Annotated in this window: 29 protein-coding genes and 1 pseudogene; 7 read left to right on the top strand and 23 right to left on the bottom strand. The window is 58.1% G+C overall.

Translation table 11 applies throughout. The features are described 5' to 3' along the window. Nucleotides 1–8 precede the first annotated feature (8 nt). The 13 genes and pseudogenes from rplX to rpsJ all read right to left on the bottom strand — a co-directional run bounded on the left by rplX (nt 9) and on the right by rpsJ (nt 5,816). Nucleotides 9–326 (bottom strand): 50S ribosomal protein L24, encoded by a 318-nt coding sequence (rplX, locus tag ACTG2G_RS12170; protein WP_005307977.1) that lies wholly within the window; start codon nt 324–326, stop codon nt 9–11. 11 nt (nt 327–337) lie between these two features. After that, a pseudogene (gene rplN / locus ACTG2G_RS12165) lies at nt 338–704 on the bottom strand (50S ribosomal protein L14). Between the two features lie 147 nt (nt 705–851). Continuing rightward, nucleotides 852–1,100, bottom strand: coding sequence for a 30S ribosomal protein S17 (gene rpsQ, locus ACTG2G_RS12160; RefSeq protein ID WP_005307966.1), 249 nt, complete (start codon nt 1,098–1,100; stop codon nt 852–854). Continuing rightward, nucleotides 1,100–1,291: a 50S ribosomal protein L29 gene (gene rpmC / locus ACTG2G_RS12155; protein ID WP_005307965.1), complete on the bottom strand. Its 192-nt coding sequence runs from the start codon at nt 1,289–1,291 to the stop codon at nt 1,100–1,102. Before rpmC ends, rpsQ begins: the two co-directional genes overlap by 1 nt. Beyond that, entirely contained in the window at nt 1,291–1,704 is a 414-nt protein-coding gene (gene rplP / locus ACTG2G_RS12150) for a 50S ribosomal protein L16 (protein WP_005340612.1), read from the bottom strand. The genes rpmC and rplP overlap by 1 nt, the downstream gene beginning before the upstream one ends. Nucleotides 1,705–1,717: 13 nt before the next feature. Next, entirely contained in the window at nt 1,718–2,431 is a 714-nt protein-coding gene (gene rpsC / locus ACTG2G_RS12145) for a 30S ribosomal protein S3 (RefSeq protein ID WP_005307962.1), read from the bottom strand. Nucleotides 2,432–2,434: 3 nt separating this feature from the next. Further along, nucleotides 2,435–2,779, bottom strand: a complete 345-nt coding sequence (rplV, locus tag ACTG2G_RS12140; protein WP_005319741.1) for a 50S ribosomal protein L22 — start codon at nt 2,777–2,779, stop codon at nt 2,435–2,437. Between the two features lie 10 nt (nt 2,780–2,789). Further along, entirely contained in the window at nt 2,790–3,068 is a 279-nt protein-coding gene (gene rpsS / locus ACTG2G_RS12135) for a 30S ribosomal protein S19 (RefSeq protein ID WP_005307960.1), read from the bottom strand. Between the two features lie 22 nt (nt 3,069–3,090). Beyond that, nucleotides 3,091–3,912, bottom strand: coding sequence for a 50S ribosomal protein L2 (gene rplB, locus ACTG2G_RS12130; RefSeq protein ID WP_005340614.1), 822 nt, complete (start codon nt 3,910–3,912; stop codon nt 3,091–3,093). A gap of 15 nt (nt 3,913–3,927) precedes the next feature. Beyond that, a complete protein-coding gene (gene rplW, locus ACTG2G_RS12125; RefSeq protein ID WP_005307955.1) occupies nt 3,928–4,230 on the bottom strand; it encodes a 50S ribosomal protein L23 in 303 nt (100 codons plus the stop codon). Next, nucleotides 4,227–4,832, bottom strand: a complete 606-nt coding sequence (gene rplD / locus ACTG2G_RS12120) for a 50S ribosomal protein L4 (protein ID WP_005340616.1) — start codon at nt 4,830–4,832, stop codon at nt 4,227–4,229. The genes rplW and rplD overlap by 4 nt, the downstream gene beginning before the upstream one ends. A 17-nt stretch (nt 4,833–4,849) precedes the next feature. Next, nucleotides 4,850–5,482, bottom strand: coding sequence for a 50S ribosomal protein L3 (rplC, locus tag ACTG2G_RS12115; protein ID WP_005340620.1), 633 nt, complete (start codon nt 5,480–5,482; stop codon nt 4,850–4,852). Between the two features lie 22 nt (nt 5,483–5,504). Continuing rightward, nucleotides 5,505–5,816, bottom strand: coding sequence for a 30S ribosomal protein S10 (rpsJ, locus tag ACTG2G_RS12110; RefSeq protein ID WP_005307944.1), 312 nt, complete (start codon nt 5,814–5,816; stop codon nt 5,505–5,507). A 356-nt stretch (nt 5,817–6,172) separates the two neighbouring features. Here rpsJ and ACTG2G_RS12105 point away from each other — a divergent pair, with 356 nt between their 5' ends. Further along, nucleotides 6,173–7,087, top strand: coding sequence for a DMT family transporter (locus ACTG2G_RS12105; protein WP_005355344.1), 915 nt, complete (start codon nt 6,173–6,175; stop codon nt 7,085–7,087). 37 nt (nt 7,088–7,124) lie between these two features. Here ACTG2G_RS12105 and envZ read toward each other — a convergent pair whose 3' ends face one another. Together envZ and ompR are read right to left on the bottom strand one after the other, a co-directional pair. After that, the gene (gene envZ, locus ACTG2G_RS12100) at nt 7,125–8,435 is read right to left on the bottom strand and encodes a two-component system sensor histidine kinase EnvZ (RefSeq protein ID WP_421387114.1); all 1,311 of its coding nucleotides are present in this window, start codon (nt 8,433–8,435) and stop codon (nt 7,125–7,127) included. Then, nucleotides 8,432–9,154, bottom strand: coding sequence for an osmolarity response regulator transcription factor OmpR (gene ompR, locus ACTG2G_RS12095; protein WP_005340625.1), 723 nt, complete (start codon nt 9,152–9,154; stop codon nt 8,432–8,434). The genes envZ and ompR overlap by 4 nt, the downstream gene beginning before the upstream one ends. A 249-nt stretch (nt 9,155–9,403) precedes the next feature. Here ompR and greB point away from each other — a divergent pair, with 249 nt between their 5' ends. Further along, entirely contained in the window at nt 9,404–9,877 is a 474-nt protein-coding gene (greB, locus tag ACTG2G_RS12090; RefSeq protein WP_005355349.1) for a transcription elongation factor GreB, read from the top strand. Nucleotides 9,878–10,078: 201 nt separating this feature from the next. Next, nucleotides 10,079–12,388 (top strand): Tex family protein, encoded by a 2,310-nt coding sequence (locus tag ACTG2G_RS12085; RefSeq protein WP_421387111.1) that lies wholly within the window; start codon nt 10,079–10,081, stop codon nt 12,386–12,388. A gap of 69 nt (nt 12,389–12,457) precedes the next feature. Here ACTG2G_RS12085 and ACTG2G_RS12080 read toward each other — a convergent pair whose 3' ends face one another. The 4 genes from ACTG2G_RS12080 to bioH form a co-directional block, all read right to left on the bottom strand. Continuing rightward, nucleotides 12,458–12,736, bottom strand: coding sequence for a hypothetical protein (locus tag ACTG2G_RS12080; protein WP_204384908.1), 279 nt, complete (start codon nt 12,734–12,736; stop codon nt 12,458–12,460). An 86-nt stretch (nt 12,737–12,822) separates the two neighbouring features. Continuing rightward, on the bottom strand, nt 12,823–13,590 hold the full coding sequence (locus tag ACTG2G_RS12075) for a putative metalloprotease CJM1_0395 family protein (protein ID WP_204384907.1): 768 nt from the start codon (nt 13,588–13,590) through the stop codon (nt 12,823–12,825). Between the two features lies 1 nt (nt 13,591). Further along, nucleotides 13,592–13,825, bottom strand: coding sequence for a flagellar hook protein FlgE (locus ACTG2G_RS12070; protein ID WP_042054219.1), 234 nt, complete (start codon nt 13,823–13,825; stop codon nt 13,592–13,594). A gap of 71 nt (nt 13,826–13,896) precedes the next feature. Further along, complete coding sequence (gene bioH / locus ACTG2G_RS12065; RefSeq protein WP_042054220.1) at nt 13,897–14,661, bottom strand: pimeloyl-ACP methyl ester esterase BioH; 765 nt, start codon at nt 14,659–14,661, stop codon at nt 13,897–13,899. Nucleotides 14,662–14,699: 38 nt separating this feature from the next. Between bioH and ACTG2G_RS12060 the strand changes: the two genes are divergently transcribed. Both ACTG2G_RS12060 and nfuA read left to right on the top strand, forming a co-directional pair. Further along, nucleotides 14,700–15,428, top strand: a complete 729-nt coding sequence (locus ACTG2G_RS12060; protein WP_042054221.1) for a ComF family protein — start codon at nt 14,700–14,702, stop codon at nt 15,426–15,428. A gap of 80 nt (nt 15,429–15,508) precedes the next feature. Further along, nucleotides 15,509–16,087: a Fe-S biogenesis protein NfuA gene (gene nfuA / locus ACTG2G_RS12055; protein WP_005340636.1), complete on the top strand. Its 579-nt coding sequence runs from the start codon at nt 15,509–15,511 to the stop codon at nt 16,085–16,087. Between the two features lie 69 nt (nt 16,088–16,156). Here the strand turns inward: nfuA and gpsA are convergent, their stop codons facing one another. The 3 genes from gpsA to ACTG2G_RS12040 are packed head-to-tail and all read right to left on the bottom strand — an operon-like array spanning nt 16,157 to nt 18,116. Continuing rightward, nucleotides 16,157–17,161: an NAD(P)H-dependent glycerol-3-phosphate dehydrogenase gene (gene gpsA, locus ACTG2G_RS12050; protein ID WP_005356865.1), complete on the bottom strand. Its 1,005-nt coding sequence runs from the start codon at nt 17,159–17,161 to the stop codon at nt 16,157–16,159. A gap of 2 nt (nt 17,162–17,163) precedes the next feature. Beyond that, nucleotides 17,164–17,634 (bottom strand): protein-export chaperone SecB, encoded by a 471-nt coding sequence (gene secB, locus ACTG2G_RS12045; protein ID WP_042054222.1) that lies wholly within the window; start codon nt 17,632–17,634, stop codon nt 17,164–17,166. A gap of 50 nt (nt 17,635–17,684) precedes the next feature. Continuing rightward, the gene (locus ACTG2G_RS12040) at nt 17,685–18,116 is read right to left on the bottom strand and encodes a rhodanese-like domain-containing protein (protein WP_139473071.1); all 432 of its coding nucleotides are present in this window, start codon (nt 18,114–18,116) and stop codon (nt 17,685–17,687) included. Nucleotides 18,117–18,362: 246 nt separating this feature from the next. Between ACTG2G_RS12040 and gpmM the strand changes: the two genes are divergently transcribed. Then, on the top strand, nt 18,363–19,892 hold the full coding sequence (gene gpmM, locus ACTG2G_RS12035) for a 2,3-bisphosphoglycerate-independent phosphoglycerate mutase (RefSeq protein WP_421251049.1): 1,530 nt from the start codon (nt 18,363–18,365) through the stop codon (nt 19,890–19,892). A 9-nt stretch (nt 19,893–19,901) separates the two neighbouring features. Beyond that, on the top strand, nt 19,902–21,254 hold the full coding sequence (envC, locus tag ACTG2G_RS12030; RefSeq protein ID WP_439985472.1) for a murein hydrolase activator EnvC: 1,353 nt from the start codon (nt 19,902–19,904) through the stop codon (nt 21,252–21,254). 132 nt (nt 21,255–21,386) lie between these two features. On the opposite strand, the gene ACTG2G_RS12025 is transcribed toward envC, so the two are convergent. After that, nucleotides 21,387–22,037 (bottom strand): Qnr family pentapeptide repeat protein, encoded by a 651-nt coding sequence (locus ACTG2G_RS12025; RefSeq protein ID WP_307896004.1) that lies wholly within the window; start codon nt 22,035–22,037, stop codon nt 21,387–21,389. Nucleotides 22,038–22,071: the final 34 nt, after the last annotated feature.

The raw sequence follows: 22,071 nt of genomic DNA, 5'->3' as shown, positions 1-22,071 counted from the left end.
AACTCCAATTACTTCACAAGTTCGCCGGTGGATTTGAAGAAACGGACTTTTTTGCCGTCTTCAATCCGGAAACCAACGCGGTCAGCTTTGCCAGTGGCAGAGTTGAACAGCGCTACGTTTGATACATCGATGGGGGCTTCTTTGGTGACGATACCGCCAGCCTGACCCAGTGCGGGTACCGGCTTCTGGTGTTTCTTCACCTGGTTGATGCCTTCCACGATTACCTTACCTTTTGCAATCAGGACTTGAGTGACTTTGCCACGCTTGCCCTTGTCTTTGCCGGTAAGAACAATCACTTCGTCTTCGCGACGGATTTTAGCTGCCATCGTTCGACTCCTTACAGTACTTCGGGTGCCAGGGACAATCTTCATGAACTTCTCATTACGCAGTTCACGGGTCACCGGGCCAAAAATACGAGTACCGATTGGCTGTTGGTTGTTGTTAAGCAACACAGCCGCATTGTTGTCGAAACGGATGACAGAGCCGTCCGGACGACGAACGCCTTTACGGGTGCGTACGACCACCGCGTTATACACATCACCTTTCTTCACTTTACCGCGAGGAATGGCTTCCTTGATGGAAACCTTGATGATGTCGCCGATGCCGGCGTAACGGCGGTGCGAGCCACCCAGAACCTTAATACACATTACACTGCGAGCGCCGGAGTTGTCGGCAACACCCAGCATACTTTGCATCTGGATCATCTTAGTGCTCCGCTTTGTTTACTTCTTATCCCTAATGGGATCTGGCTGCCTTCAAAAGGCGCGAAACTATAACACAGGATTTTCAGAAAAGGTAGCCTAAAAAACAAACGGCCCCTGAAAGGGGCCGCTTGGACTACAAAGTACCGATTAGGCCTTTTCTACAACGGCAACCAGGGTCCAGGACTTGGTCTTGGACAGCGGGCGGCATTCGCGGATTTCCACGAGGTCGCCAGCTTTGCACTCGTTGTTTTCGTCATGCACGTGCAGCTTGGTAGTGCGCTTGATGATCTTACCGTAGATCGGGTGCTTTACCTTGCGCTCGATAGCAACAGTGATGGACTTGTCCATCTTGTCGCTGATTACACGACCTTGCAGAGTACGGATCTTGTCAGTCATTACGCACCTGCCTTCTCAGTCAGTACAGTCTTGATACGTGCGACGTCACGACGCACTTGTTTCAGAGTGTGAGTCTGAGCCAGCTGGCCGGTGGACGCTTGCATGCGCATGTTGAATTGCTCACGCAGCAGGCCCAGCAGCTCCTGGTTCAGTTCTTCGACGCTCTTTTGACGCAGATCTTGGGCTTTCATCACATCACCGTCTTAATTACGAAAGTGGTCTGAACAGACAGCTTAGCTGCGGCCAGGGCAAACGCTTCACGCGCCAGAGCCTCAGGTACACCGTCCATCTCGTACAGAACCTTGCCAGGCTGGATCGGGCAAACCCAGTATTCCACGTTACCCTTACCTTTACCCATACGAACTTCGAGGGGCTTTTCGGTGATGGGCTTGTCCGGGAACACACGGATCCAGATCTTACCTTGACGCTTAACGTGACGGGTCATGGCACGACGGGCTGCTTCGATTTGACGAGCAGTCAGTTGACCACGAGATGTCGCCTTCAGGCCAAAGGTACCGAAGGATACTTCGTTACCAGAGGTGGCCAGACCGCGGTTACGACCCTTGTGGGTCTTGCGGAATTTAGTACGCTTAGGTTGCAACATTTACCGAATCTCCTTACTTAGCAGCGCGGCGCTTGTTGTCACGCTTGGGCTTTGCAGGAGCTTGCTCTTGAGCAGCGGCAGCGTTAACAGCAGCCAGACCGCCCAGAACTTCGCCCTTGAAGATCCAAACTTTAACGCCGATCACACCGTAAGTGGTGTGGGCTTCAGAAGTTGCGTAGTCGATGTCGGCACGCAGGGTGTGCAACGGCACACGACCTTCACGGTACCATTCGGTACGCGCGATTTCAGCGCCGCCCAGACGACCGGAAACTTCCACTTTGATGCCCTTGGCACCCAGGCGCATTGCGTTCTGTACGGCGCGCTTCATAGCACGACGGAACATTACACGACGCTCCAGCTGGGAAGTGATGCTGTCGGCAACAAGTTTGCCATCCAGCTCCGGCTTGCGGACTTCGGAAATGTTGATCTGAGCAGGCACGCCAGCAATAGTGGCTACAGCTTTGCGCAGCTTCTCAACGTCTTCGCCTTTCTTACCGATGACAACACCCGGACGAGCGGTGTGAATGGTCACACGGATGCTCTTGGCCGGACGCTCAATGGTGATCTTGGACAAGGACGCGTTTTTCAGTTCCTTGGTCAGGAACTGGCGTACTTGAAAATCGCTGTACAGGTTGTCAGCGAAGTCTTTGGTGTTCGCGAACCAGGTAGAATTCCAAGGCTTGGTAATACCCAGGCGAATGCCATTAGGATGTACTTTCTGACCCATTGCTTATCTCCCAGCCTTAGCGTCGGATACCACTACAGTGATGTGAGCGGTACGCTTGAGGATACGATCCGCACGACCTTTGGCACGCGGACGGATGCGCTTCATGGAGGGACCTTCGTCGACCATGATAGTAGCAACACGCAGCGCGTCGATATCGGCGCCTTCGTTGTGCTCAGCGTTTGCAATGGCAGATTCCAGCACTTTCTTAACCAGCACTGCAGCCTTTTTCGGGCTGAAGGTCAGGATATTCAGAGCCTTGTCTACGGACAGACCACGTACTTGATCGGCTACCAGACGAGCTTTCTGGGCAGAAGTACGGGCATAACGGTGTTTAGCGATAGCTTCCATCATTTATCCCTTAGCGCTTCTTAGCCTTCTTATCAGCAGCATGGCCGCGATAAGTACGAGTCGGTGCGAATTCACCCAGTTTGTGACCGATCATTTCTTCGGTAACGAAAACCGGAACGTGCTGACGACCATTATGGACAGCGATGGTCAAACCGATCATGTTCGGGATGATCATTGAACGACGGGACCAGGTTTTAACCGGCTTTTTATCCCCGCTTTCCACCGCTTTCTCTACCTTCTTCAGCAAGTGCAGGTCAATAAATGGACCCTTCTTGAGAGAACGTGGCATGGTGATTCCTCTATGTTAACAATTACTTGTTACGACGACGTACGATGTACTTGTCGGTACGCTTGTTCTTACGGGTCTTGAAGCCTTTAGCCTTCTGGCCCCATGGGGACACAGGCTGCATGCCCTTGTTACGACCCTCACCACCACCGTGCGGGTGGTCAACCGGGTTCATCGCCATACCGCGAACGGTCGGACGAATACCACGCCAGCGGTTTGCACCGGCTTTACCCAGTTGACGCAACATGTGCTCGGAGTTACCGACTTCACCGATGGTAGCGCGGCACTCGGCCAGAACTTTACGTACTTCGCCGGAACGCAGACGCAGAGTTACATAGTTACCTTCACGAGCCAGGATCTGGATGAAAGTACCAGCGGAACGAGCCAGCTGGGCACCTTTACCAGGCTTCATCTCTACAGCGTGAACGGTAGAACCAACCGGGATGTTGCGCATCGGCAGGGCGTTACCTACCTTGATGGCTGCATCAGCACCAGAAGCGATCGCGTCACCAGCTTTCAGGCCTTTCGGAGCCAGGATGTAACGACGCTCACCGTCTGCATACAACACCAGAGCGATGTTAGCGGTACGGTTCGGATCGTATTCCAGGCGCTCTACTTTAGCCGGGATACCGTCTTTGTCGCGCTTGAAGTCGACGATACGGTAGTGCTGCTTGTGACCACCACCGATATGACGGGTAGTGATACGGCCGTTGTTGTTACGACCACCGGACTTGCTTTTGCTGTCCAGCAGAGCGGCGAAGGGCTTGCCCTTGTACAGCTCTTGATTGACGATCTTGACGACGTGGCGGCGGCCCGGAGAAGTAGGCTTGCACTTAACGATTGCCATTTTTGAGAACTCCTCTTACTCGGCTGCGCCCATGAAGTCGATGTCCTGACCAGCTTTCAGGGTCACATAAGCCTTTTTCCAATCGGAACGACGGCCTACGCGTGCACCTGCGCGCTTGGTCTTACCCTTCATGTTCAGGGTACGGACGGTCTCAACTTCGACCTCGAACAGTTTCGCAACTGCAGCTTTGACTTCCGCCTTGGTAGCATCAACAGCAACTTTGAACACGATAGTGTTCTGCTTTTCTGCAACCATGGTGCTCTTTTCAGAGATGTGCGGAGCCTTCAGAACTTTCAGCAGACGCTCTTCACGGATCATGCCAGCATCTCCTCGATTTGCTTAACTGCGTCAGCAGTCATCAGAACCTTGTCGAAAGCGATCAGGCTGACCGGGTCGATACCGGCAACGTCACGCACGTCAACTTTGTACAGGTTGCGAGCAGCCAGGAACAGGTTCTCATCGACTTCAGCAGTCACGATCAGAACGTCAGTCAGTTCCATTTCTTTCAGCTTGGCGATCAGTTCTTTGGTCTTCGGAGCTTCGATGCCGAACTTCTCAACAACGATCAGGCGCTCTTGACGTACCAGCTCGGACAGAATGCTACGGATAGCGCCGCGGTACATCTTCTTGTTTACTTTCTGGCTGTGATCTTGCGGCTTAGCAGCAAAAGTCACACCACCGGAACGCCAGATGGGCGAACGGATGGAGCCAGCACGGGCACGACCAGTACCCTTCTGACGCCACGGCTTTTTGCCGCCACCAGACACTTCAGAGCGAGTCAGCTGCGCACGAGTACCCTGACGGGCACCAGCGGCATATGCAACGACGACCTGGTGAACCAGAGCTTCGTTGAATTCGCGCCCGAAGGTAGTCTCGGAAACTTCAAGAGCGCTCTTGGCGTCTTTCATTACCAATTCCATTACTATCTCCTCAGACGTTACGCTTTGACGGCAGGTTTGACGATCACGTTGCCGTTGGTTGCACCCGGTACTGCACCTTTGATGAGCAGCAGGTTGCGTTCAGCGTCAACACGAACCAGTTCCAGGTTCTGAGTCGTTACACGCTCAGCACCCATGTGACCAGCCATCTTTTTGCCCTTGAATACACGACCCGGAGTCTGGTTCTGACCGATAGAACCCGGAACGCGGTGAGACAAGGAGTTACCGTGGGTCATATCCTGGGTGCGGAAGTTGTGGCGCTTAACAGTACCAGCAAAGCCCTTACCTTTGGATGTGCCGGTAACGTCTACCAGCTTAACGTCAGCGAGAAGATCTACTTTCAGCTCGCTACCAACAGTGAAAGTTTCACCGTTGTTCAGGCGGAATTCCCACAGACCGCGACCGGCTTCTACACCAGCTTTGGCGAAGTGGCCAGCTTCCGGCTTGGTCACACGGCTGGCTTTCTTGGCGCCAGTGGTAACCTGAATAGCGTTGTAGCCGTCGGTTTCTACAGATTTGACCTGAGTTACACGGTTAGCTTCAACTTCGATAACAGTCACCGGGATAGAAACGCCATCTTCAGTGAAGATGCGAGTCATACCCACTTTGCGACCTACAAGACCGATTGTCATTGTTATCAACCTCTTTCCGTAATTAACCCAGGCTGATCTGGACGTCTACACCAGCTGCCAGATCCAGACGCATCAGGGCGTCTACGGTCTTGTCAGTCGGCTCAACGATGTCTACCAGACGCTTGTGAGTGCGGATCTCGTACTGATCACGCGCATCTTTGTTGACGTGCGGGGAGATCAGGACGGTGAAGCGCTCTTTGCGAGTCGGCAGCGGAATAGGACCGCGAACCTGCGCGCCAGTGCGCTTAGCAGTTTCAACGATTTCCGCAGTGGATTGATCAATCAGGCGATGATCAAAAGCCTTCAGGCGGATACGGATTCTTTGGTTCTGCATTGACAGAGCTCCAATAGATAAAAGAACATAAATCAACACCGCCCGACCGAGATTTCTCCCGCCAGAGGTGTGATTTTTCACGTTTCCCCCCATATCGGGAGGACTGTATGGCTGGCTCCTGTAAACAGGAAACTCAGCAGCAGACATATCGTCTGGCTTACCTCATGGGTAAGCGGAGGGGATTATACGGATTTTTCAAATTTGCGCAAGGGAGAGCGAACAGATTATGCGCAGTTTTATGTGACAGATGGATCTCGCCTGCGGCAACACACTCTGCTGCCGACACCAAGGTAACGACAATGTTACAAACAGACTGGTAGACTGTGCGCTTGCCTCTGTCAGTGGAACGACATCCCATGCTCAAAGATCAAAAGAAAGCCTATCAGTATGGCCTTTGCGCCGTTGCCCTCTGGTCGACGGTCGCCACAGCCTTCAAGATCTCCCTCGCCTATTTCGAACCTGTGCAACTGTTGCTTGTGGCCGCCTTCACCTCGACTCTCACGCTGACAGCCGTCGTCGCCAAACAGGGCAAACTGCCGCTGCTGGGGAGCTACATCAAGGCCCGCCCTTTCTACTACCTGACTCTGGGCGTGCTGAATCCCTTTCTCTATTACCTGTTGCTGTTCAAAGCCTATGATCTGCTGCCTGCCCAGCAGGCACAGACCCTCAACTACACCTGGGCCATTACCCTCAGTCTGCTGGCCGTCCCCTTCCTCGGCCAGAAGCTGCGTCGGCGTGATGGCGTCGCTATCGTGCTGGGGTATTTTGGCGCGCTGGTGATCGCCACCAGAGGTGATGTATTCGGCCTCCAGTTCGACAGCCCCCTCGGCGTGACGCTGGCGCTGGTCTCGACCCTCATCTGGGCCAGCTACTGGATCCTCAACACCCGCAATCAGGGCGATCCCATTGTCAGCCTGTTGCTCGGCTTTATGATCAGCCTGCCTTTTATTGTCGTGGCGACTTGGTTGCTCTCCGATTTTGCCATGACCGCCTGGCAGGGATGGGCTGGTGCCATCTATGTGGGACTGTTCGAAATGGGCTTCGGTTTCGTGCTCTGGCTGATGGCGCTGCGCCATGCCACCAACACGGCCCCCATCAGCAACCTCATCTTTATCTCGCCGTTTGCCTCGCTGGTGCTGCTCAATCTGCTGATCGGCGAAGCCATCCATCCGGCCACCCCCATCGGGTTAGCGCTCATCGTTGCCGCCCTGCTGATCCAGCAGCTCAAGTACGGCAAACGCTATCGTGCATCAGTCGAAACAAAGAGCTGACCATGCAGAAGGGCGTATCCACGGATACGCCCTTCTCTCAATCCATCCACTCCTGTGGCTGATGTTTCGGCAGCCGCATCTCGACCAGCAGGCCGCCGAGCTCCGAACTTCCCAACCGGATAGTGCCATGGTGCTGGGCGACTATCTTGGCCACGATAGCCAACCCCAAGCCACTGCCGCCAACGGTCCGCGCCACATTACCCTGAGTAAACGGCTTGAGCACCCGGGAGTAGTCCTGCTCCGGAATGCCGGGGCCATCATCGGAGAGGCGTAGGCGCACCCAGTGCCCATCGTCCTTCAATTCGGCATGCAACCTGCTCGCCCCATAGCGTAGCGAGTTGCTTGAGAGGTTGTTCAGCACCCGTCGGATGCTGACCGGATTGCAGGCCACCCGCACTGCCTCTTGTGGCAGCGCCAGATCGACGTCCAACCCCTGCTCCGAGTAGATCAGCAGGGTATCATGCACCAACTGGGTCAGATCGACAGGTACCGGAGCCTGCCCCTCATCCGGACGGATGTAGTCGATGAACTGATCGATGATGGCATTGGACTCATCAATGTCTGAATTGATGCTCTCCTTGAGATATTCGTCACCGGAGGACATCATCTCGGTAGCCAGCCGGATACGGGTCAGCGGGGTTCGCAGGTCATGGGAAACCCCCGCCATCATCAGGTTACGCTCTTCGATTAGGCTCTTGATGGAGTGCGACATATGGTTGAAGGTGCGAGTCAGACGGCGTACCTCTCGTGACCCCTGCTCCCCCAGTGCCTCCGGGAAATGGCCTCTGGCCACTGCAACCGCGCCAGCCTCGAGATCCTCGAGCGGGCGCACCAGCTGGCGGGCAAAGCGCCAGGCCGCAAACAGGGTGATCACCAACAGTACACTTAGATAGATGATGAGGGGTTCAATATCGTCATCTTCAATCTCGGTCAGCGGGATCCGTACCCAGATTTTGCTGGCCTGCGGTGGCTGGATCCAGATGATGTAGTGATCCTGGATCTCGACCCGCACCTTGGCCGGACCGCCCAGTTCGCGGCTGATATTCTCCTCCAGATAGGGGTACGGCTTGGCATCGTTGAAGCCATGCTGCACCGCCTCGCTCTGGGTGTAGATGTCGGTACCGGTCGTCACATAGACCAGCGCCTCGGCATCTTCACTCAACGCCAGCTGCTCGGTATTGACCGGAAAGATCAGCTTGACCTGATTGGCCAGCAGGTGACTGATCTGTTTGACGGTGGGTGCCAGCAGATAGTTGTAGAAGGTGACATAGGAGACCGCTTGATAGACCACCAGAACGGCGGCCAGGAACCAGAGCATGCGCGAGAACATGCTGCCGACCTTTTTCATGCACCGTCACCATCTGGTACAAACACATACCCCAGACCCCAGACGGTCTGTAGATAGCGGGGCTGGGCCGGATCCTGTTCCAGCAGGCGGCGCAGGCGAGAGACCTGCACGTCGATGCTGCGCTCGGTGGCGGTGTATTCACGGCCACGGGCCAGATTCATCAGCTTGTCGCGGGAGAGCGGCTCGCGCGGATGGCTGACCAGTACCTTGAGCACCGCAAATTCACCGCTGGTGAGCGCCATCGGCTCACCATCCCGGCTCAGCTCGCGGGTCGCCAGATTGAGTTGAAAGGCGCCGAAGTTGACCACCTTCTCTGCAGCCGAGGGGGCCCCGGGCAACTCGACGGTATGGCGGCGCAGCACGGCACGGATCCGCGCCAGCAGTTCGCGGGGGTTGAACGGTTTGGGCAGATAGTCATCAGCCCCCATCTCGAGCCCGACGATGCGATCCACTTCATCCCCCTTAGCGGTGAGCATCAGCACCGGGATCTGGTTGCCCGCTTCCCGCAGACGGCGGCAGATGGAGAGCCCATCCTCCCCCGGCAACATCAGATCGAGCACCATCAGGCTGAAATTTTCACGAGTCAGCAAGCGATCGGCCTGCTCGCCATTGGCCACGCCGCGCACTACGAATCCCTGCTCGGTGAGATAGCGTTCCAACAGGGAACGTAATTTCAGGTCATCGTCCACGACCAGGACCTTGTATTGCTGCTGACTCATTGCTTTGCCTCTTCATTCTTTAGCTGCCCCCAATACTAGGGGGGGATATAGCGGGAGCAAAGCACAAATATGTTACCGGTTATTACCCATCCCGAGAGCGTGATGGCCATCAAGTCACCGCGCTGGCCATCCACTCCCTGAATGGCGCCAGCCGAGCCATCACGATTTCCCTCGACAGCAAGAGGACAAAAGCTAATATTCCCGAGCAGTTAGCGATGATTACCCCTCTTTGACCAGGTCCGCATCACCATGAAGACAAAGCTGATCACCCGCGAAGGCTATAACAAGCTGAAAGAAGAGCTCGATTTCCTCTGGCGCCAGGAGCGCCCCGAGGTCACCAGGAAGGTGGCATGGGCCGCCAGTCTGGGGGATCGCAGCGAAAATGCCGACTACCAGTACAACAAGAAGCGGCTGCGGGAGATCGACCGGCGGGTGCGCTACCTGCGCAAATGTCTCGAAGAGCTGGGGATCGTCGACTATGCCCCGGCGCAGGAGGGCAAGGTCTTCTTCGGCGCCTGGGTCGAGGTGGAAAACGAAGAGGGCGAGACCAAGCGCTTTCGCATCGTCGGCTATGACGAGATCTTCGAGCGCAAGGATTACATCTCCATCGACTCCCCCATGGCCCGCGCCCTGCTCAAGAAAGAGGTCGGTGATGAGGCCATCGTCCGTACGCCAGTTGGTGACGTCTGCTGGTATATCAACGAGATCAGCTACCCCAAATAGCCGGACTACTGGTGAGCGGCTTGCCACAGACACATCCTGAGTCACAGGTGCAATGGCAAGATATGCGCTCTCCCCTGCGACTTATCAGTCTGACTGGTGCAGACCCCGGCGCAGGGTGGCATCCCGTAACACGACCCCATATAGTGCTCACACTTGGCGCCTGATGGCGCGGACTCGACCACAGAGGCCCTCAACAACATCATGATGCAAACCATAGAGAGACAGATTGCCGGTGAGCTCAATGCTCGCCCGGAGCAGGTGCAGGCCGCAGTGCGCCTGCTGGATGAAGGCTCGACCGTGCCCTTTATCGCCCGTTACCGTAAAGAGGTGACCGGCGGTCTGGACGACAGCCAGCTACGTACTCTGGAGAGCCGCCTCGGCTATCTGCGTGAACTGGAAGATCGCCGTCAGGTGATCATTCGCTCCATCGAAGAGCAGGGCAAACTGACCCCCGAGCTGGCCCGCGAATTGAATGGCGCCGACAGCAAGACCCGACTGGAAGATCTCTACCTCCCCTACAAGCCCAAGCGCCGCACCAAGGGGCAGATGGCGATCGAAGCCGGGTTGGAGCCGCTTGCCAACCTGCTGCTCAACGACCCGATGCAGGATCCCGAGCAAGCTGCAGCCACCTTCCTCAATCCCGAACAGGGCATTGCCGACAGCAAGGCTGCCCTCGACGGCGCCCGCTATATCCTGATGGAGCGCTTCGCCGAGCAGGCCGACCTGCTGGAGAAGTTGCGCGACTACCTGTGGCAAAATGCCACCCTGCGCGCCCGCGTGGTGGCAGGCAAGGAGCAGGAAGGGGCCAAGTTCAAGGACTATTTCGAACACGACGAACCACTGCACAAGGCCCCCTCCCACCGGGTGCTGGCCATGCTGCGCGGCCGTAATGAAGGGATCCTCAATCTGGCGCTGGTAACCGGTGACGATGAGAGTGCCAGCCCCTGCGAAGGGATCATTGCCCACCATCTCAAGCTCAATCTGCAGAACCGCCCGGCCGACAAATGGCTGCAAGGGGTGGTGAGCTGGACCTGGAAGATCAAGTTGTCGCTTCAGATGGAGACCGAGCTGATCGGTCGCATCCGCGAGTCGGCAGAGGAGGAGGCGATCAAGGTGTTCGCCATGAACCTCAAGGATCTGCTGATGGCGGCCCCGGCGGGCATGCGCTGCACCATGGGGCTGGATCCGGGCATCCGCACCGGGGTCAAGGTTGCCGTGGTGGATGCCACCGGCAAGCTGGTCGATCACGCCACCATCTATCCATTCGAACCAAAACGCCAGATTGATCAGAGCCTCAAGACCCTGAGCGAGCTGTGCCAGAAACACAAGGTCGAGCTCATCAGCATCGGCAACGGCACCGCCTCGCGGGAGACCGACCGGCTGGTGAGCGACCTGTTCGAGCGCTACCCCGCCGCCAAGGCGCAGAAGATAGTGGTGAGCGAAGCAGGAGCCTCGGTCTACTCCGCCTCCGAACTCGCCTCTCAGGAGTTCCCGGATCTCGACGTCTCGATCCGTGGCGCCGTCTCCATCGCCCGCCGTCTGCAAGACCCGTTGGCCGAACTGGTCAAAATCGACCCCAAGAGCATCGGGGTGGGCCAGTATCAGCACGACGTCGGCCAGAGCCAGCTGGCCCGCCGGCTGGATGCGGTGGTCGAGGATTGCGTGAACGCGGTCGGGGTGGATGTGAATACCGCCTCGGTCGCCCTGCTCAACCGGGTTTCCGGCCTATCCCAGACGCTGGCCCAGAACATCGTCGCCTACCGGGATGAGCACGGCGCCTTCAAGAGCCGTCAGCAGTTGCTGAAAGTGAGCCGACTCGGCCCCAAAGCCTTCGAACAGTGTGCCGGCTTCCTGCGCATTCGCGGCGGCAGCAATCCCCTCGACAGCTCGGCGGTACACCCCGAGTCCTATCCGGTGGTGGAGCGGATCCTCGCCAAGCTGGAGCAGACCGTGGAGAGCCTGCTCGGCAACAGCAGCCTGCTGCGCAGCCTGAAACCGGCCGATTACACCGATGAGCAATTTGGCGTACCTACCGTCACCGACATCATCGGCGAGCTGGACAAACCGGGCCGCGACCCGCGCCCCGAGTTCAAAACCGCGACCTTCAAGGAAGGGGTGGAGCAGATCAGCGACCTGGTGCCAGAGATGGTACTGGAAGGGGTGGTCACCAACGTCACCAACTTCGGCGCCTTCGTCGATATCGGTGTTCATCAGGACGGTCTGGTGCACATCTCCTCCCTGACCGACCGTTTCGTCAAGGATCCCCGTGAGGTGGTCAAGGCGGGCGACATTGTGCGGGTCAAGGTGCTGGAAGTGGACGCTCCGCGCAAGCGGATCAGTCTGACCATGCGTCTCGACGAAAAGGCAGGGCAACCCGCCCGCAAGCCGGCTGAAGCGCGCAACAGCAGTGCCGGCAACACCAAACCAAGAAATGAGCCGCGCCAAAGCCCCCCTATGGGTGGTGCCATGGGCAACGCCTTCGCGGCAGCGCTCTCCAAAGCGAAAAAGTAGCGAAACCTTCCAGAAGTCCTCTGAATGCAAAAGCCCCACAAGGGGCTTTTTTACACGCGAAGCTCAGGATCACTGCGTCAGGGCAGCAAGTATGCTCTCGGGCTCTCCATGCTGGGCCAGCACCTCCCGCAGTCGATTGAATGCCTTGCAGGCCTCTTGCGGATACTTGCCGTAAGAGACGACACCGGTGTGGCTCCAGCCAGCCGCCAGCATCACTTTCTTCTTGAAACTGGTTCCTTCAGTTCCCCCTCCCCCGAGCTGCATCAGAAACTGCTCCATCTGCAGGTGGGGGGGCGGTACACGGGAGAAGGTGGCGAAATCTTCCGCTTTGACTTCATCGAAATGCATGACAGCTCCTGTGAAATTGGAATGGGCCTGATCTTCAGGTTAGTTGCAAAACAGGCAAAGCAGCTGAAAGTTTGGTGAGGGGGGATTCAGATATGCAGACTGAGGGACTGGGTCGAGGCCGGGCTGACAGCCTGTTGATAGTGGCCCGCGATGACGCTGTTGCGCTTGTCCATATAGGCACTCAGCACACCGCCCGATTTCGCGCTCTGCTCGGCCATCAGCTCTTTGCGCGCCTTGGCTTCACTCGCGGCGGCGCTGCGTGCAACGGCCAAATCCTGCGCGGAAGGCTCGGCAGGCGCCAGCGCTGCAGAGCGGATCTGCTGCATCTTGGCGATGGTAGCCGCAGGGTCACCGGGTACGACACTGGTATCGATCTGGACTTCGCCACCCGTAGCATAACGCTTGCCATCCGGCCCTTGCGTAAACTGATAGGTGGGCGAGCTGGCGTACTCTCCACCCGCAGACTGGTGAGCCTGCTCGTGAGTGCGCACCTCCTTGTCACGCTCGACAAGATCCTGAACCTGCTGCTCTTGCCGCTGTTGCTGCTCCTGCTGTTTGGGATCTTGCTGCTTGCGCTGCCCATCCTCACCGGTGGCCTCGACAAAGCGATTGTCTGGCAGTGTCGTCGGCGCCGGTTGCCCGGTTTCACGGCTGTTCTGGGAGCTCTGATTGCTGGAGGCCTGACCGGCTTTGGATTTCTCTTTCTGGGAGCCGACTTCAGATTCGGCAACGGAGGCTTGGCCCGCCCGGGCCTGCGGGATCAGTTCTGCCCGGCGATTATCCGTCCTCGCTGCTTCCACCTGAGGTTGCAGCTGTGTCGGAATAAGGGGGGGCAGACTGACATTGATGTTCATCTCACACCCGGATGTCGATCAGGGTTCCCATCATATCGCTGGCGGTCTGCACTACCTTGGCGGAAGCGCCAGCCTGCAGCTCGGCCACCTTGAGATTGACGAGCTCATCGGTCACTTGCACCTGATCCCCGCTGGGGGTGTTGAGACGGGCGATCTGATTGGATGCCTTGTCGGCAATCTGCTCGGCTCGCTGAAATCCCTGTACCCCGCTGTTGAAAGCAGAATCAATACGCATGATGTTACTCCTCTGGTCACAGCTTAATTATCCGCCAGACCAGAGGATTAATGAAGCTTATTGACTATTTTTTATCCAACAAAATCTCGAACGATTTCAATGAATTCGTCAGGGTGGGAGATAAAAGGTGCGTGTGAGGCCTTATTGAGGGTCACGCTGCGGCTGGCAGGGTAGAGATCATCCAGCAGGGGAATGGCCGCCTTGGGTACCAATGAATCCAGTCGCCCATAGATCCGCAACCAGGGCAGATCGAGCTCCTGCAGCGGTTCGCGCAGGTCAATCTCGGCCAACAGTGTCAGTCCAGCCTCGAGTGCGGCAAACTCGGGCGCCGGCCGCTCGGCCAGCCAGTGGCGCAACTGACGGATATCGTCCCGGGCATGTTCGCTGCCCATCGCCTGGATCGCCAGAAAGCGCTCTATGGTCTGGCGAAAATCCCCCGCCAGCATCTGGTTGAAGCCGGTCAGTACCTTGGGGGCGATACCCGGCCACTCGTCGCGGGCCATAAAACAAGGGGAGCTGGCCACGGTGATCAGGGAGTGCAGCCGATCGGGATGCATCAGCGCCAACTGGCTTGCCACCAGCCCCCCGAGCGACCAACCAAGCAGATGGCACTTCTGCGGCATGATGGCAGCCACCTGCTCGGCAAGCCAGGGCAGGCTGTAATCCACCTCGTCTGCCAGCGGGCTGTTGCCAAAACCGGGCAAATCCACCAGATGAACCCGATAGTGGGACGCCAACTGTTGGGCAATGCCATGCCAGACCGCACCATTCATCCCCCAACCGTGCAACAGCACCAGATCGGGCCCCTGGCCAAACTGCTCTACCGATATGCTCATCTAGACTAAAGATCCCTGTTCATGCTCTTGGGGTCAGCATGTTAAAGCGACTGCTCGCTAAAGCAAGCCCACTGCTCGGCAGCCACGCCGACTGGCAAGGGAGCTGCCTGCTCTGTCATCAGCCTTGTGACAACGAGCCCCTGCTCTGCAGCTGGTGTCGGCAGGCGTTGCACCAATCAGAGCCAAGATGCCGCCTCTGCGCCGCACCGCTGGCTGACTATATAAAAGAGAGCATACCGGTCTGCGGCCGCTGCCAGCGCAGACCTCCCCCCTGGGAGCGGCTGCAGGTGATCGGCGACTACCAAACCCCCTACCCCATGCTGATCCCCCGGCTCAAATATTCCGGCCAGATCCTGCTGGCGCCGCTACTGGCACGCCTCTTGGCCGATCATCTGGATGGCCGCGAGCCGCCGGAGGCGATCATTCCTGTTCCCCTGCACTGGTGGCGACAGTGGCGGCGCGGTTTCAATCAGGCGGAGGAGATCGCGCACACCCTTGGCGAGCTCACCGGCATTCCCTGCGACAACACCCTGTTGCAGCGCATCAAGGCAACCCCACAGCAAACAACTCTCAGCGCCGGGCTGCGACGGCGCAATCTGCGCGGGGCATTCCGGATCCGCCCCCACCACTATCGCCATGTTGCCCTGCTCGATGACGTTGTGACCACAGGCGCCACCGCCGGTCAGCTCAGCCGTCTGCTCCATGAGAGCGGCATCACAAAGGTAGAAGTGTGGGCAATCTGTCGTACCCTTCGGCACAGCAAGTAGCCATCGGCATGCTACCCAAGCATTAATAACCGCGTTATCATGAATACCCTAGTCGTACACTCAGGTTTATGAGGATAGTGATGATCAGCATTTCCGACGCCGCCCAGGCCCATTTCCGTAAACTGCTGGAAAAACAGCCTGATGGCACCAATATCCGGGTGTTTGTGGTCAATCCGGGAACCCAGAATGCCGAGTGTGGCGTATCGTATTGCCCGCCCGATGCCGTGGACCCGGAAGATCAACACCTGCCCTTCAGCGGCTTCGACTGCATGGTCGATCCCCTGAGCGCCCCCTTCCTGGTGGATGCCACCATCGACTTCGTGACCGATCAGATGGGCTCCCAGCTCACCCTGAAAGCACCGAACGCCAAGATGCGTAAAGTGGCCGATGACGCGCCGCTGATCGAGCGCATCGAGTACGTGTTGATGTCCGAAGTGAACCCCATGCTGGCCGGTCACGGTGGCAAAGTCACCCTGGTCGAGCTGACTGAAGACAAACTGGCCATCCTGCAGTTTGGCGGTGGTTGCAACGGTTGCTCCATGGTCGATTACACCCTGAAAGAGGGGATCGAGAAGCAGCTGCTAGAGAAGTTCCCGGGTGAGCTCAACGGTGTGAAAGACGCCACCGAGCACCAGCGCGGCGACCACTCCTACTACTGATTTGCAGCCCTTGCAGCAAAGAAAAGGCCCCGCCATCTGGCGGGGCCTTTTGCATGGACAATCGGCAGATTACTCGTCCTTCTTGTCTCGCGACAGCAGGGCGATGGCCGCCTCTTTCGGGTTCTTACCCTCGTAGAGCACCTTGAAGATCTGCTCGCAGATGGGCATCTCGACGCCGCAGCGGGCCGCCAGCAGATGCACCTCTTTGGTGTTGCGATACCCCTCCACCACCTGACCGATCTCGGTCATGGCGGTGTTCACATCCTTGCCTGCCCCGAGGGCCAGCCCGAAGCGACGGTTGCGCGACTGGTTGTCGGTACAGGTGAGCACCAGATCCCCGAGCCCCGCCATCCCCATAAAGGTTTTGGCATCGGCACCCAGCGCCGCGCCCAGACGCTGCATCTCCACCAGACCCCGGGTGATGAGCGCGGTTCTGGCATTGGCACCAAACCCTAGCCCATCGGAAAGACCGGCACCGATGGCGATGACGTTCTTCACCGCCCCGCCCAGCTGCAGACCGACGAAGTCCGGATTGGTATAGACCCGGAACGAGCGGCCACAGTGCAGCAGATGGGAGAGATCGTCGGCGAACTCATCGTGAGTCGAGGCGACCGAGATGGCGGTCGGCAGACCGGCAGCCAGCTCCTTGGCGAAGGTGGGACCGGAGATCACCGCCAGCGGTATCTCGTCACCCAGCACTTCACGGGCCACGTCCTGCAGCAGACGGCCACTGTCCGGCTCCAGACCCTTGGTGGCCCAGGCGATACGGGTATCGGGGCGCAGGAAGGGTTTGATCCGGGTCAGCACATCACCAAAGACATGGCTTGGCACGACCAGCAGCAGCACGGGAGCAGCTTGTACCGCACGTTGCAGATCCGCAGTCAGCTGCAGATCGGCAGGAAAAGGGACATCAGGCAAAAACGCCTTGTTGCAGCGGTCTTGTTCCAGCTCGGCGACATGGGCGGGGTCGTGACCCCACAGCAGGGTCGGATGACCGTTGCGCGCCAGAGAAATGGCAAGGGCGGAGCCATAAGACCCCGCCCCCAAGACCGAGATAGCGATCTGGTCAGCCATTATCAGGCTTCCGCAGTCGCCTGCTGGGCCTGTGCTTGCGCCATGTGCTGGGCAAACAGGGCATCGAAGTTGACCGGTGCCAGGTTCAGCTGCGGGAAGGACCCCTTGCTCACCATGTTGGCCACGGCTTCGCGGGCATACGGGAACAGGATGTTCGGGCAGAAGGCAGCCAGGCAGTGAGCCAGTTGCGGCTCCGGCAGGTTGCCGATGGTGAAGATACCGGCTTGCTGTACTTCGCACAGGAAGGCAGTTTCGGTTTCCAGTTTGCAAGTCACGGTCAGGGTCAGGACAACCTCGTACACGCTCTCAGCTAGGATGTTGGTCTTGGTATCCATATCCAGCTTGACGTCCGGCTGCCACTCTTTCTGGAAGATGTGCGGGGTGTTCGGCGCTTCGAAAGAGACATCCTTGGTGTAAACACGCTGGATGTGGAATTCCGGTTGTACTTCCTGGTTGTTGATCTCGTCAGCCATTTCGTTTGATTCCTTGTTATATGGATAAGTGGGCTCAGGCCCTGCTTAAATCAGCGTTTCTTGGTTACCGGCAGATTTTCTGCACGCCATTGGGCCATGCCACCGCCGAGCACATAAACCTGCTTGAAGCCAGCTTTGCTCAGCTGACGGCCCGCGCCGCCCGCAGTCATTCCCGACTCGCACACCACTATGATGGGGGCATCTTTATGCTTTTCAACCGGGCCCAGATTATTGCTCTGGATCTGGGTCAGCGGCAGGTGCTGGGCACCGGCCAGATGGCCCTTGGCGTACTCTTCCTGACTGCGAATATCCACCACGGTGGCATTCTCGCGGTTGATCAGCAGGGTGGCGGTGTGATTGTTGACGGTTTTTACCGGAGAAAAACGGGCACGCACAGTGGTGTAAACCAGGGTGCCAGCCAGGCCCAACCAGGCTGCGGTCAGCAGCGGGTTACGGGCCGCAAAATCCAAATACTCTTGCATCTTCTACTATCCAGGGACCAAGACAAGGGCCCGAGTATACATGGGGGTATTGATAAGATCAGCCATCTTGGCGGCAAAGCGCGAGCAGGCTCCCATCATCTTTGGGCAGCGAGCATGGCAGGAAGGGCATGGCTTGCGGGGCCGCGGGAGCGCCCCTTGGCTATCAGGTGACTATTTCGGCAGATGTAGTAATATTACGCTAGTTTCATTTCCCGCATTTTTTCCAATCCGAGAGGACATAGTCTTATGTCAACAGCTAAGAAACCTTTGGTTCTGGTCATCATGGACGGTTGGGGCTACAGCACCAAGCAAGAGCACAACGCCGTCGCTGCCGCCAAGACTCCCAACCTCGATCGTCTGGCCCGTGACTACACCAGCACCCTGATCTCCGGCTCCGGCCTGGACGTCGGTCTGCCGGATGGCCAGATGGGCAACTCCGAAGTGGGTCACGTCAACATCGGTGCCGGTCGCATCGTCTATCAGGAGCTGACCCGCATCTCCAAAGACATCCAGGACGGCGAATTCTTCCAGAACGTCGAGCTGGCCAAGGCAGTTGACGCTGCCGTCACCAACGGCAAAGCCGTTCACATCATGGGCCTGATGTCCCCAGGTGGCGTACACAGCCACGAAGAGCACATCATGGGCATGATCGAAATGGCGGCCAAGCGTGGCGCCGAGAAGATCTACCTGCACGCCTTCCTGGATGGCCGTGACGTTCCGCCGCGCTCCGCCCAGTCCTCCATCGAGCTGTTCGACGCCCTCTTCGCCAAGCTGGGCAAGGGTCGTTTCGCCTCCATGATCGGTCGTTACTTCGCCATGGACCGTGACAACCGCTGGGATCGCGTGCAGCAGGCCTATGACCTGATGACTCAGGGCAAGGGCGAATTCACCGCCGAGAGCGCCACCGACGCACTGGCTGCCGCCTATGCCCGCGACGAGAACGACGAGTTCGTCAAAGCCACCCGCATCGGCGAAGCTGCACCGATGGAAGATGGTGATGCACTGATTTTCATGAACTTCCGTGCCGACCGTGCCCGTGAAATCACCCGCGCCTTCGTTGACACCGACTTCACCGGCTTCGCCCGTGCAGTCGAGCCGAAGCTGAACTTCGTGATGCTGACCGAATACGCGGCCGACATCAAAACTGCCTGTGCCTACCCGCCGACCGCTCTGGTCAACACCCTGGGTGAGTGGCTGGCCAAGCAGGGCAAGACCCAGCTGCGCATCTCCGAAACTGAGAAGTACGCTCACGTCACCTTCTTCTTCAACGGTGGCGAAGAGTCCTGCTTCACCGGCGAAGATCGCGAAATCGTCGCCAGCCCGAAAGTGGCTACCTATGACCTGCAGCCGGAGATGAGCTCCGAAGAGCTGACCGACAAGCTGGTTGCTGCCATCAAGAGCGGCAAGTACGACGTCATCATCTGTAACTACCCGAATGGCGACATGGTTGGCCACACCGGTGTGTTCGATGCCGCCGTCAAAGCCTGTGAAGCCGTTGACCACTGCATCGGCCGTGTGACCGACGCCCTAGCCGAAGTGGGTGGCGAGTGCCTGATCACTGCCGACCACGGCAACGCCGAGAAGATGCTGGACGAAGAGACTGGTCAGGCCCACACCGCCCACACCAATCTGCCGGTTCCTCTCATCTATTTCGGTCGCAAAGCCGAGGTAGTTGAAGGTGGCAAACTGTCCGATCTGGCCCCCACCATGCTGACCCTGATGGGTCTGCCGGTGCCGCCGGAAATGACTGGCAAGCCCCTGATGATTCTGAAATAATCCTTCCCCATGCGGGGATGCGAAGTTATTTCACAGAAAACCAGTCGCGTCGGCCTGTTGGCCGGCGCGCTGTTTTTTTGCCTGTTGTTTGGCGCCAGCAAATCGGCTTTGGCCGCCAATCAGCAGCTGGGCACCATGCAGTCCCAGATCAAAGAGCAACAGAAGACCATCAAGCTCAGCAAGCAGGAGCTTGCCAAGCTCAATACCCAGCTCAAGGCTGACGAGCAGGCCATCTCGGCCGCCGCCGCCAAACTCAACCAGACCAAGCAGCAGTTGAAGCAGAACCAGCAGAAGCTGGCGACCCTGCAAAAAGACAAGCTGGCGCTGGAAGCTCAAGCCAAACATCAAAAGCAGTTGCTGGCCAAGCAGGCGGAAAGCGCCTTTCAGGCGGGCAACCACGACTACCTGAAACTGCTGCTCAATCAGCAGGATCCGGCCAAACTGAGCCGCTCCCTCGACTACTACGACTACCTCAACAAGGCCCGCATCGAGGCCATCGACGCCCTGCGCGTCACCCGCGACAAGCTGGCGAAAAACCAGCAGGCAACCAAAGAGACCGAAACCAGACTGCAGACCCTGCTTGCCGAACAGCAGGAGCATCACCAGACCCTGCTGGCCAGCCAGCAGAGCCGGGCCAAGGTGCGCAACCAGTTGCAGCAGTCGGTACAGGATGACGAGCAGAAGCTCACCAAGCTGGTCAAGGCGGAGAAGGCGCTGAAAGCCCGGCTGGAAGAGCTGCGCCGCCAGCGGGAAGAGCAGGAGCGCCGCGAACGGGCCGAACGGGAGCGGCTGGCCAAGCTGAAAGCGGAACAGGAGCGTCAGCGCAAGCTGGCCGAGCAGCGCCGCGCCGAGCAACAACGACTTGCCGCCCAGCAGAACAAAACCGTCAAACCGGCAGAACCGGTCGAAGAGATGTCCAGTACCAAACCGGAGCGAGGCTCGGGGATTGGGACCGCAGGTTACTACAGCGGGCTCAAGACCAATGGCAGCCTGCGCTGGCCGGTACAGGGGCCGATCCTCATCGCCTACGGCTCGCCGCGCACCGCCCAGCTCAAGTGGAAAGGCACCCTGATCGGCGCCAGCGAAGGAACCCAGGTCAAGGCGGTCGCGCCGGGCCAGGTGGTTTACGCCGACTGGCTCGATGGCTTCGGTATGCTGCTGGTAATCGATCACGGTAAGGGCTATATGAGCCTCTACGGTCACAATCAGTCGCTGCTGCGTCAGGTTGGCCAGAATGTGGAACAGGGTGAACCGGTGGCACTGGTCGGTGACAGTGGCGGTCAGGACAGACCGGGCCTCTACTTCGAAATTCGCTATCAGGGCGAGGCGATCAACCCGACCAAATGGCTGGCCAGGGGTTGAGTCAACCCGGCCGACAAACGCATCACACGCTCACAACAACAGCCTGCCTCACGCAGGCTTTTGTCGTTTAAGGAGTACAGCAACCCGCTGTCACCCCCATTTGATGAAAAATTACCTAATTTTTCGCTCGGCTCAGGGAAAGACAACCATACCGATCTGCTCCAGCAATACCTGCTGCTGATCCTCGTTAATTTGCACCCCTTGCAGATCGACCCGCCGCAGATCCAGCCCCGGCAGATCGCACTGGCGCAGATCGCAGCCCTGCAATTTGAAGCTGGTCCAGTCGATCTGGCCAAACTCGGAGCCGCTGAGATCGGAGCCCGCCAGCGAGGCACCAAACAGGTTGGCCCCCTGCCAACGGTTGCCGGTCAGCTCGCACTTCTCCAGCAGACAACTCTCGAAGCTGGCGTAACTGAAGTTATTGCCGGTCAGATGGGCCTCGCAGAAGTAGCTTTTGGCGGTGATCTGGTTGGCGAAGCTGGCGTGGCCGAAGTTGATGCCGACCGCCTGACAGTCGCGCATCTCCAACCCCAGACACTGGCTGCGGCTGCAATCGGCCATGGTGAGATCACAGCGCAGGAAGCTGGCCTCGCGCAGATCGCAACCCTGCAACAGGCAGCCCCGTTCACTCTCCCGATCGTAGAAGCTGCAGTCGATGAAGCGGCTATCGCTCAGATCCAGCCAGGAGAAGTCGCAGCCGATAAAGCGGCACTCCGAGAACTGCTCCCCCTCCACATCCTGTTGCTCGAACCGGACATCCACGAACTGCTTGCCTCTGATCATCGGAAAACTCCTGCAAAAACGGCTTCATATGCTG

Origin of the sequence: Aeromonas sp. 55A, assembly GCF_051919665.1 — a bacterium.
GTDB lineage: Bacteria > Pseudomonadota > Gammaproteobacteria > Enterobacterales > Aeromonadaceae > Aeromonas > Aeromonas veronii.
This window is presented reverse-complemented; position numbering and strand designations above follow the sequence as displayed.

Excerpts from the sequence above, each read along its gene's own strand:
- ACTG2G_RS12025 (WP_307896004.1), bottom strand. The coding sequence starts at position 22,037 with ATGATCAGAGGCAAGCAGTTCGTGGATGTCCGGTTCGAGCAACAGGAT.
- ompR (WP_005340625.1), bottom strand. The coding sequence starts at position 9,154 with ATGAGTCAGCAGCAATACAAGGTCCTGGTCGTGGACGATGACCTGAAA.
- rpsJ (WP_005307944.1), bottom strand. The coding sequence starts at position 5,816 with ATGCAGAACCAAAGAATCCGTATCCGCCTGAAGGCTTTTGATCATCGC.
- rpmC (WP_005307965.1), bottom strand. The coding sequence starts at position 1,291 with ATGAAAGCCCAAGATCTGCGTCAAAAGAGCGTCGAAGAACTGAACCAG.
- bioH (WP_042054220.1), bottom strand. The coding sequence starts at position 14,661 with ATGAGCATATCGGTAGAGCAGTTTGGCCAGGGGCCCGATCTGGTGCTG.
- rplX (WP_005307977.1), bottom strand. The coding sequence starts at position 326 with ATGGCAGCTAAAATCCGTCGCGAAGACGAAGTGATTGTTCTTACCGGC.
- rplD (WP_005340616.1), bottom strand. The coding sequence starts at position 4,832 with ATGGAATTGGTAATGAAAGACGCCAAGAGCGCTCTTGAAGTTTCCGAG.
- ACTG2G_RS12040 (WP_139473071.1), bottom strand. The coding sequence starts at position 18,116 with ATGCAAGAGTATTTGGATTTTGCGGCCCGTAACCCGCTGCTGACCGCA.
- rplB (WP_005340614.1), bottom strand. The coding sequence starts at position 3,912 with ATGGCAATCGTTAAGTGCAAGCCTACTTCTCCGGGCCGCCGCCACGTC.
- rplW (WP_005307955.1), bottom strand. The coding sequence starts at position 4,230 with ATGATCCGTGAAGAGCGTCTGCTGAAAGTTCTGAAGGCTCCGCACATC.
- envC (WP_439985472.1), top strand. The coding sequence starts at position 19,902 with ATGCGGGGATGCGAAGTTATTTCACAGAAAACCAGTCGCGTCGGCCTG.
- ACTG2G_RS12070 (WP_042054219.1), bottom strand. The coding sequence starts at position 13,825 with ATGCGTATTGATTCTGCTTTCAACAGCGGGGTACAGGGATTTCAGCGA.
- ACTG2G_RS12060 (WP_042054221.1), top strand. The coding sequence starts at position 14,700 with ATGTTAAAGCGACTGCTCGCTAAAGCAAGCCCACTGCTCGGCAGCCAC.
- ACTG2G_RS12085 (WP_421387111.1), top strand. The coding sequence starts at position 10,079 with ATGATGCAAACCATAGAGAGACAGATTGCCGGTGAGCTCAATGCTCGC.
- envZ (WP_421387114.1), bottom strand. The coding sequence starts at position 8,435 with ATGAAAAAGGTCGGCAGCATGTTCTCGCGCATGCTCTGGTTCCTGGCC.
- rplC (WP_005340620.1), bottom strand. The coding sequence starts at position 5,482 with ATGACAATCGGTCTTGTAGGTCGCAAAGTGGGTATGACTCGCATCTTC.
- rpsC (WP_005307962.1), bottom strand. The coding sequence starts at position 2,431 with ATGGGTCAGAAAGTACATCCTAATGGCATTCGCCTGGGTATTACCAAG.
- gpmM (WP_421251049.1), top strand. The coding sequence starts at position 18,363 with ATGTCAACAGCTAAGAAACCTTTGGTTCTGGTCATCATGGACGGTTGG.
- ACTG2G_RS12080 (WP_204384908.1), bottom strand. The coding sequence starts at position 12,736 with ATGCATTTCGATGAAGTCAAAGCGGAAGATTTCGCCACCTTCTCCCGT.
- nfuA (WP_005340636.1), top strand. The coding sequence starts at position 15,509 with ATGATCAGCATTTCCGACGCCGCCCAGGCCCATTTCCGTAAACTGCTG.
- rplP (WP_005340612.1), bottom strand. The coding sequence starts at position 1,704 with ATGTTGCAACCTAAGCGTACTAAATTCCGCAAGACCCACAAGGGTCGT.
- secB (WP_042054222.1), bottom strand. The coding sequence starts at position 17,634 with ATGGCTGACGAGATCAACAACCAGGAAGTACAACCGGAATTCCACATC.
- rplV (WP_005319741.1), bottom strand. The coding sequence starts at position 2,779 with ATGGAAGCTATCGCTAAACACCGTTATGCCCGTACTTCTGCCCAGAAA.
- greB (WP_005355349.1), top strand. The coding sequence starts at position 9,404 with ATGAAGACAAAGCTGATCACCCGCGAAGGCTATAACAAGCTGAAAGAA.
- gpsA (WP_005356865.1), bottom strand. The coding sequence starts at position 17,161 with ATGGCTGACCAGATCGCTATCTCGGTCTTGGGGGCGGGGTCTTATGGC.
- rpsQ (WP_005307966.1), bottom strand. The coding sequence starts at position 1,100 with ATGACTGACAAGATCCGTACTCTGCAAGGTCGTGTAATCAGCGACAAG.
- rpsS (WP_005307960.1), bottom strand. The coding sequence starts at position 3,068 with ATGCCACGTTCTCTCAAGAAGGGTCCATTTATTGACCTGCACTTGCTG.
- ACTG2G_RS12105 (WP_005355344.1), top strand. The coding sequence starts at position 6,173 with ATGCTCAAAGATCAAAAGAAAGCCTATCAGTATGGCCTTTGCGCCGTT.
- ACTG2G_RS12075 (WP_204384907.1), bottom strand. The coding sequence starts at position 13,590 with ATGAACATCAATGTCAGTCTGCCCCCCCTTATTCCGACACAGCTGCAA.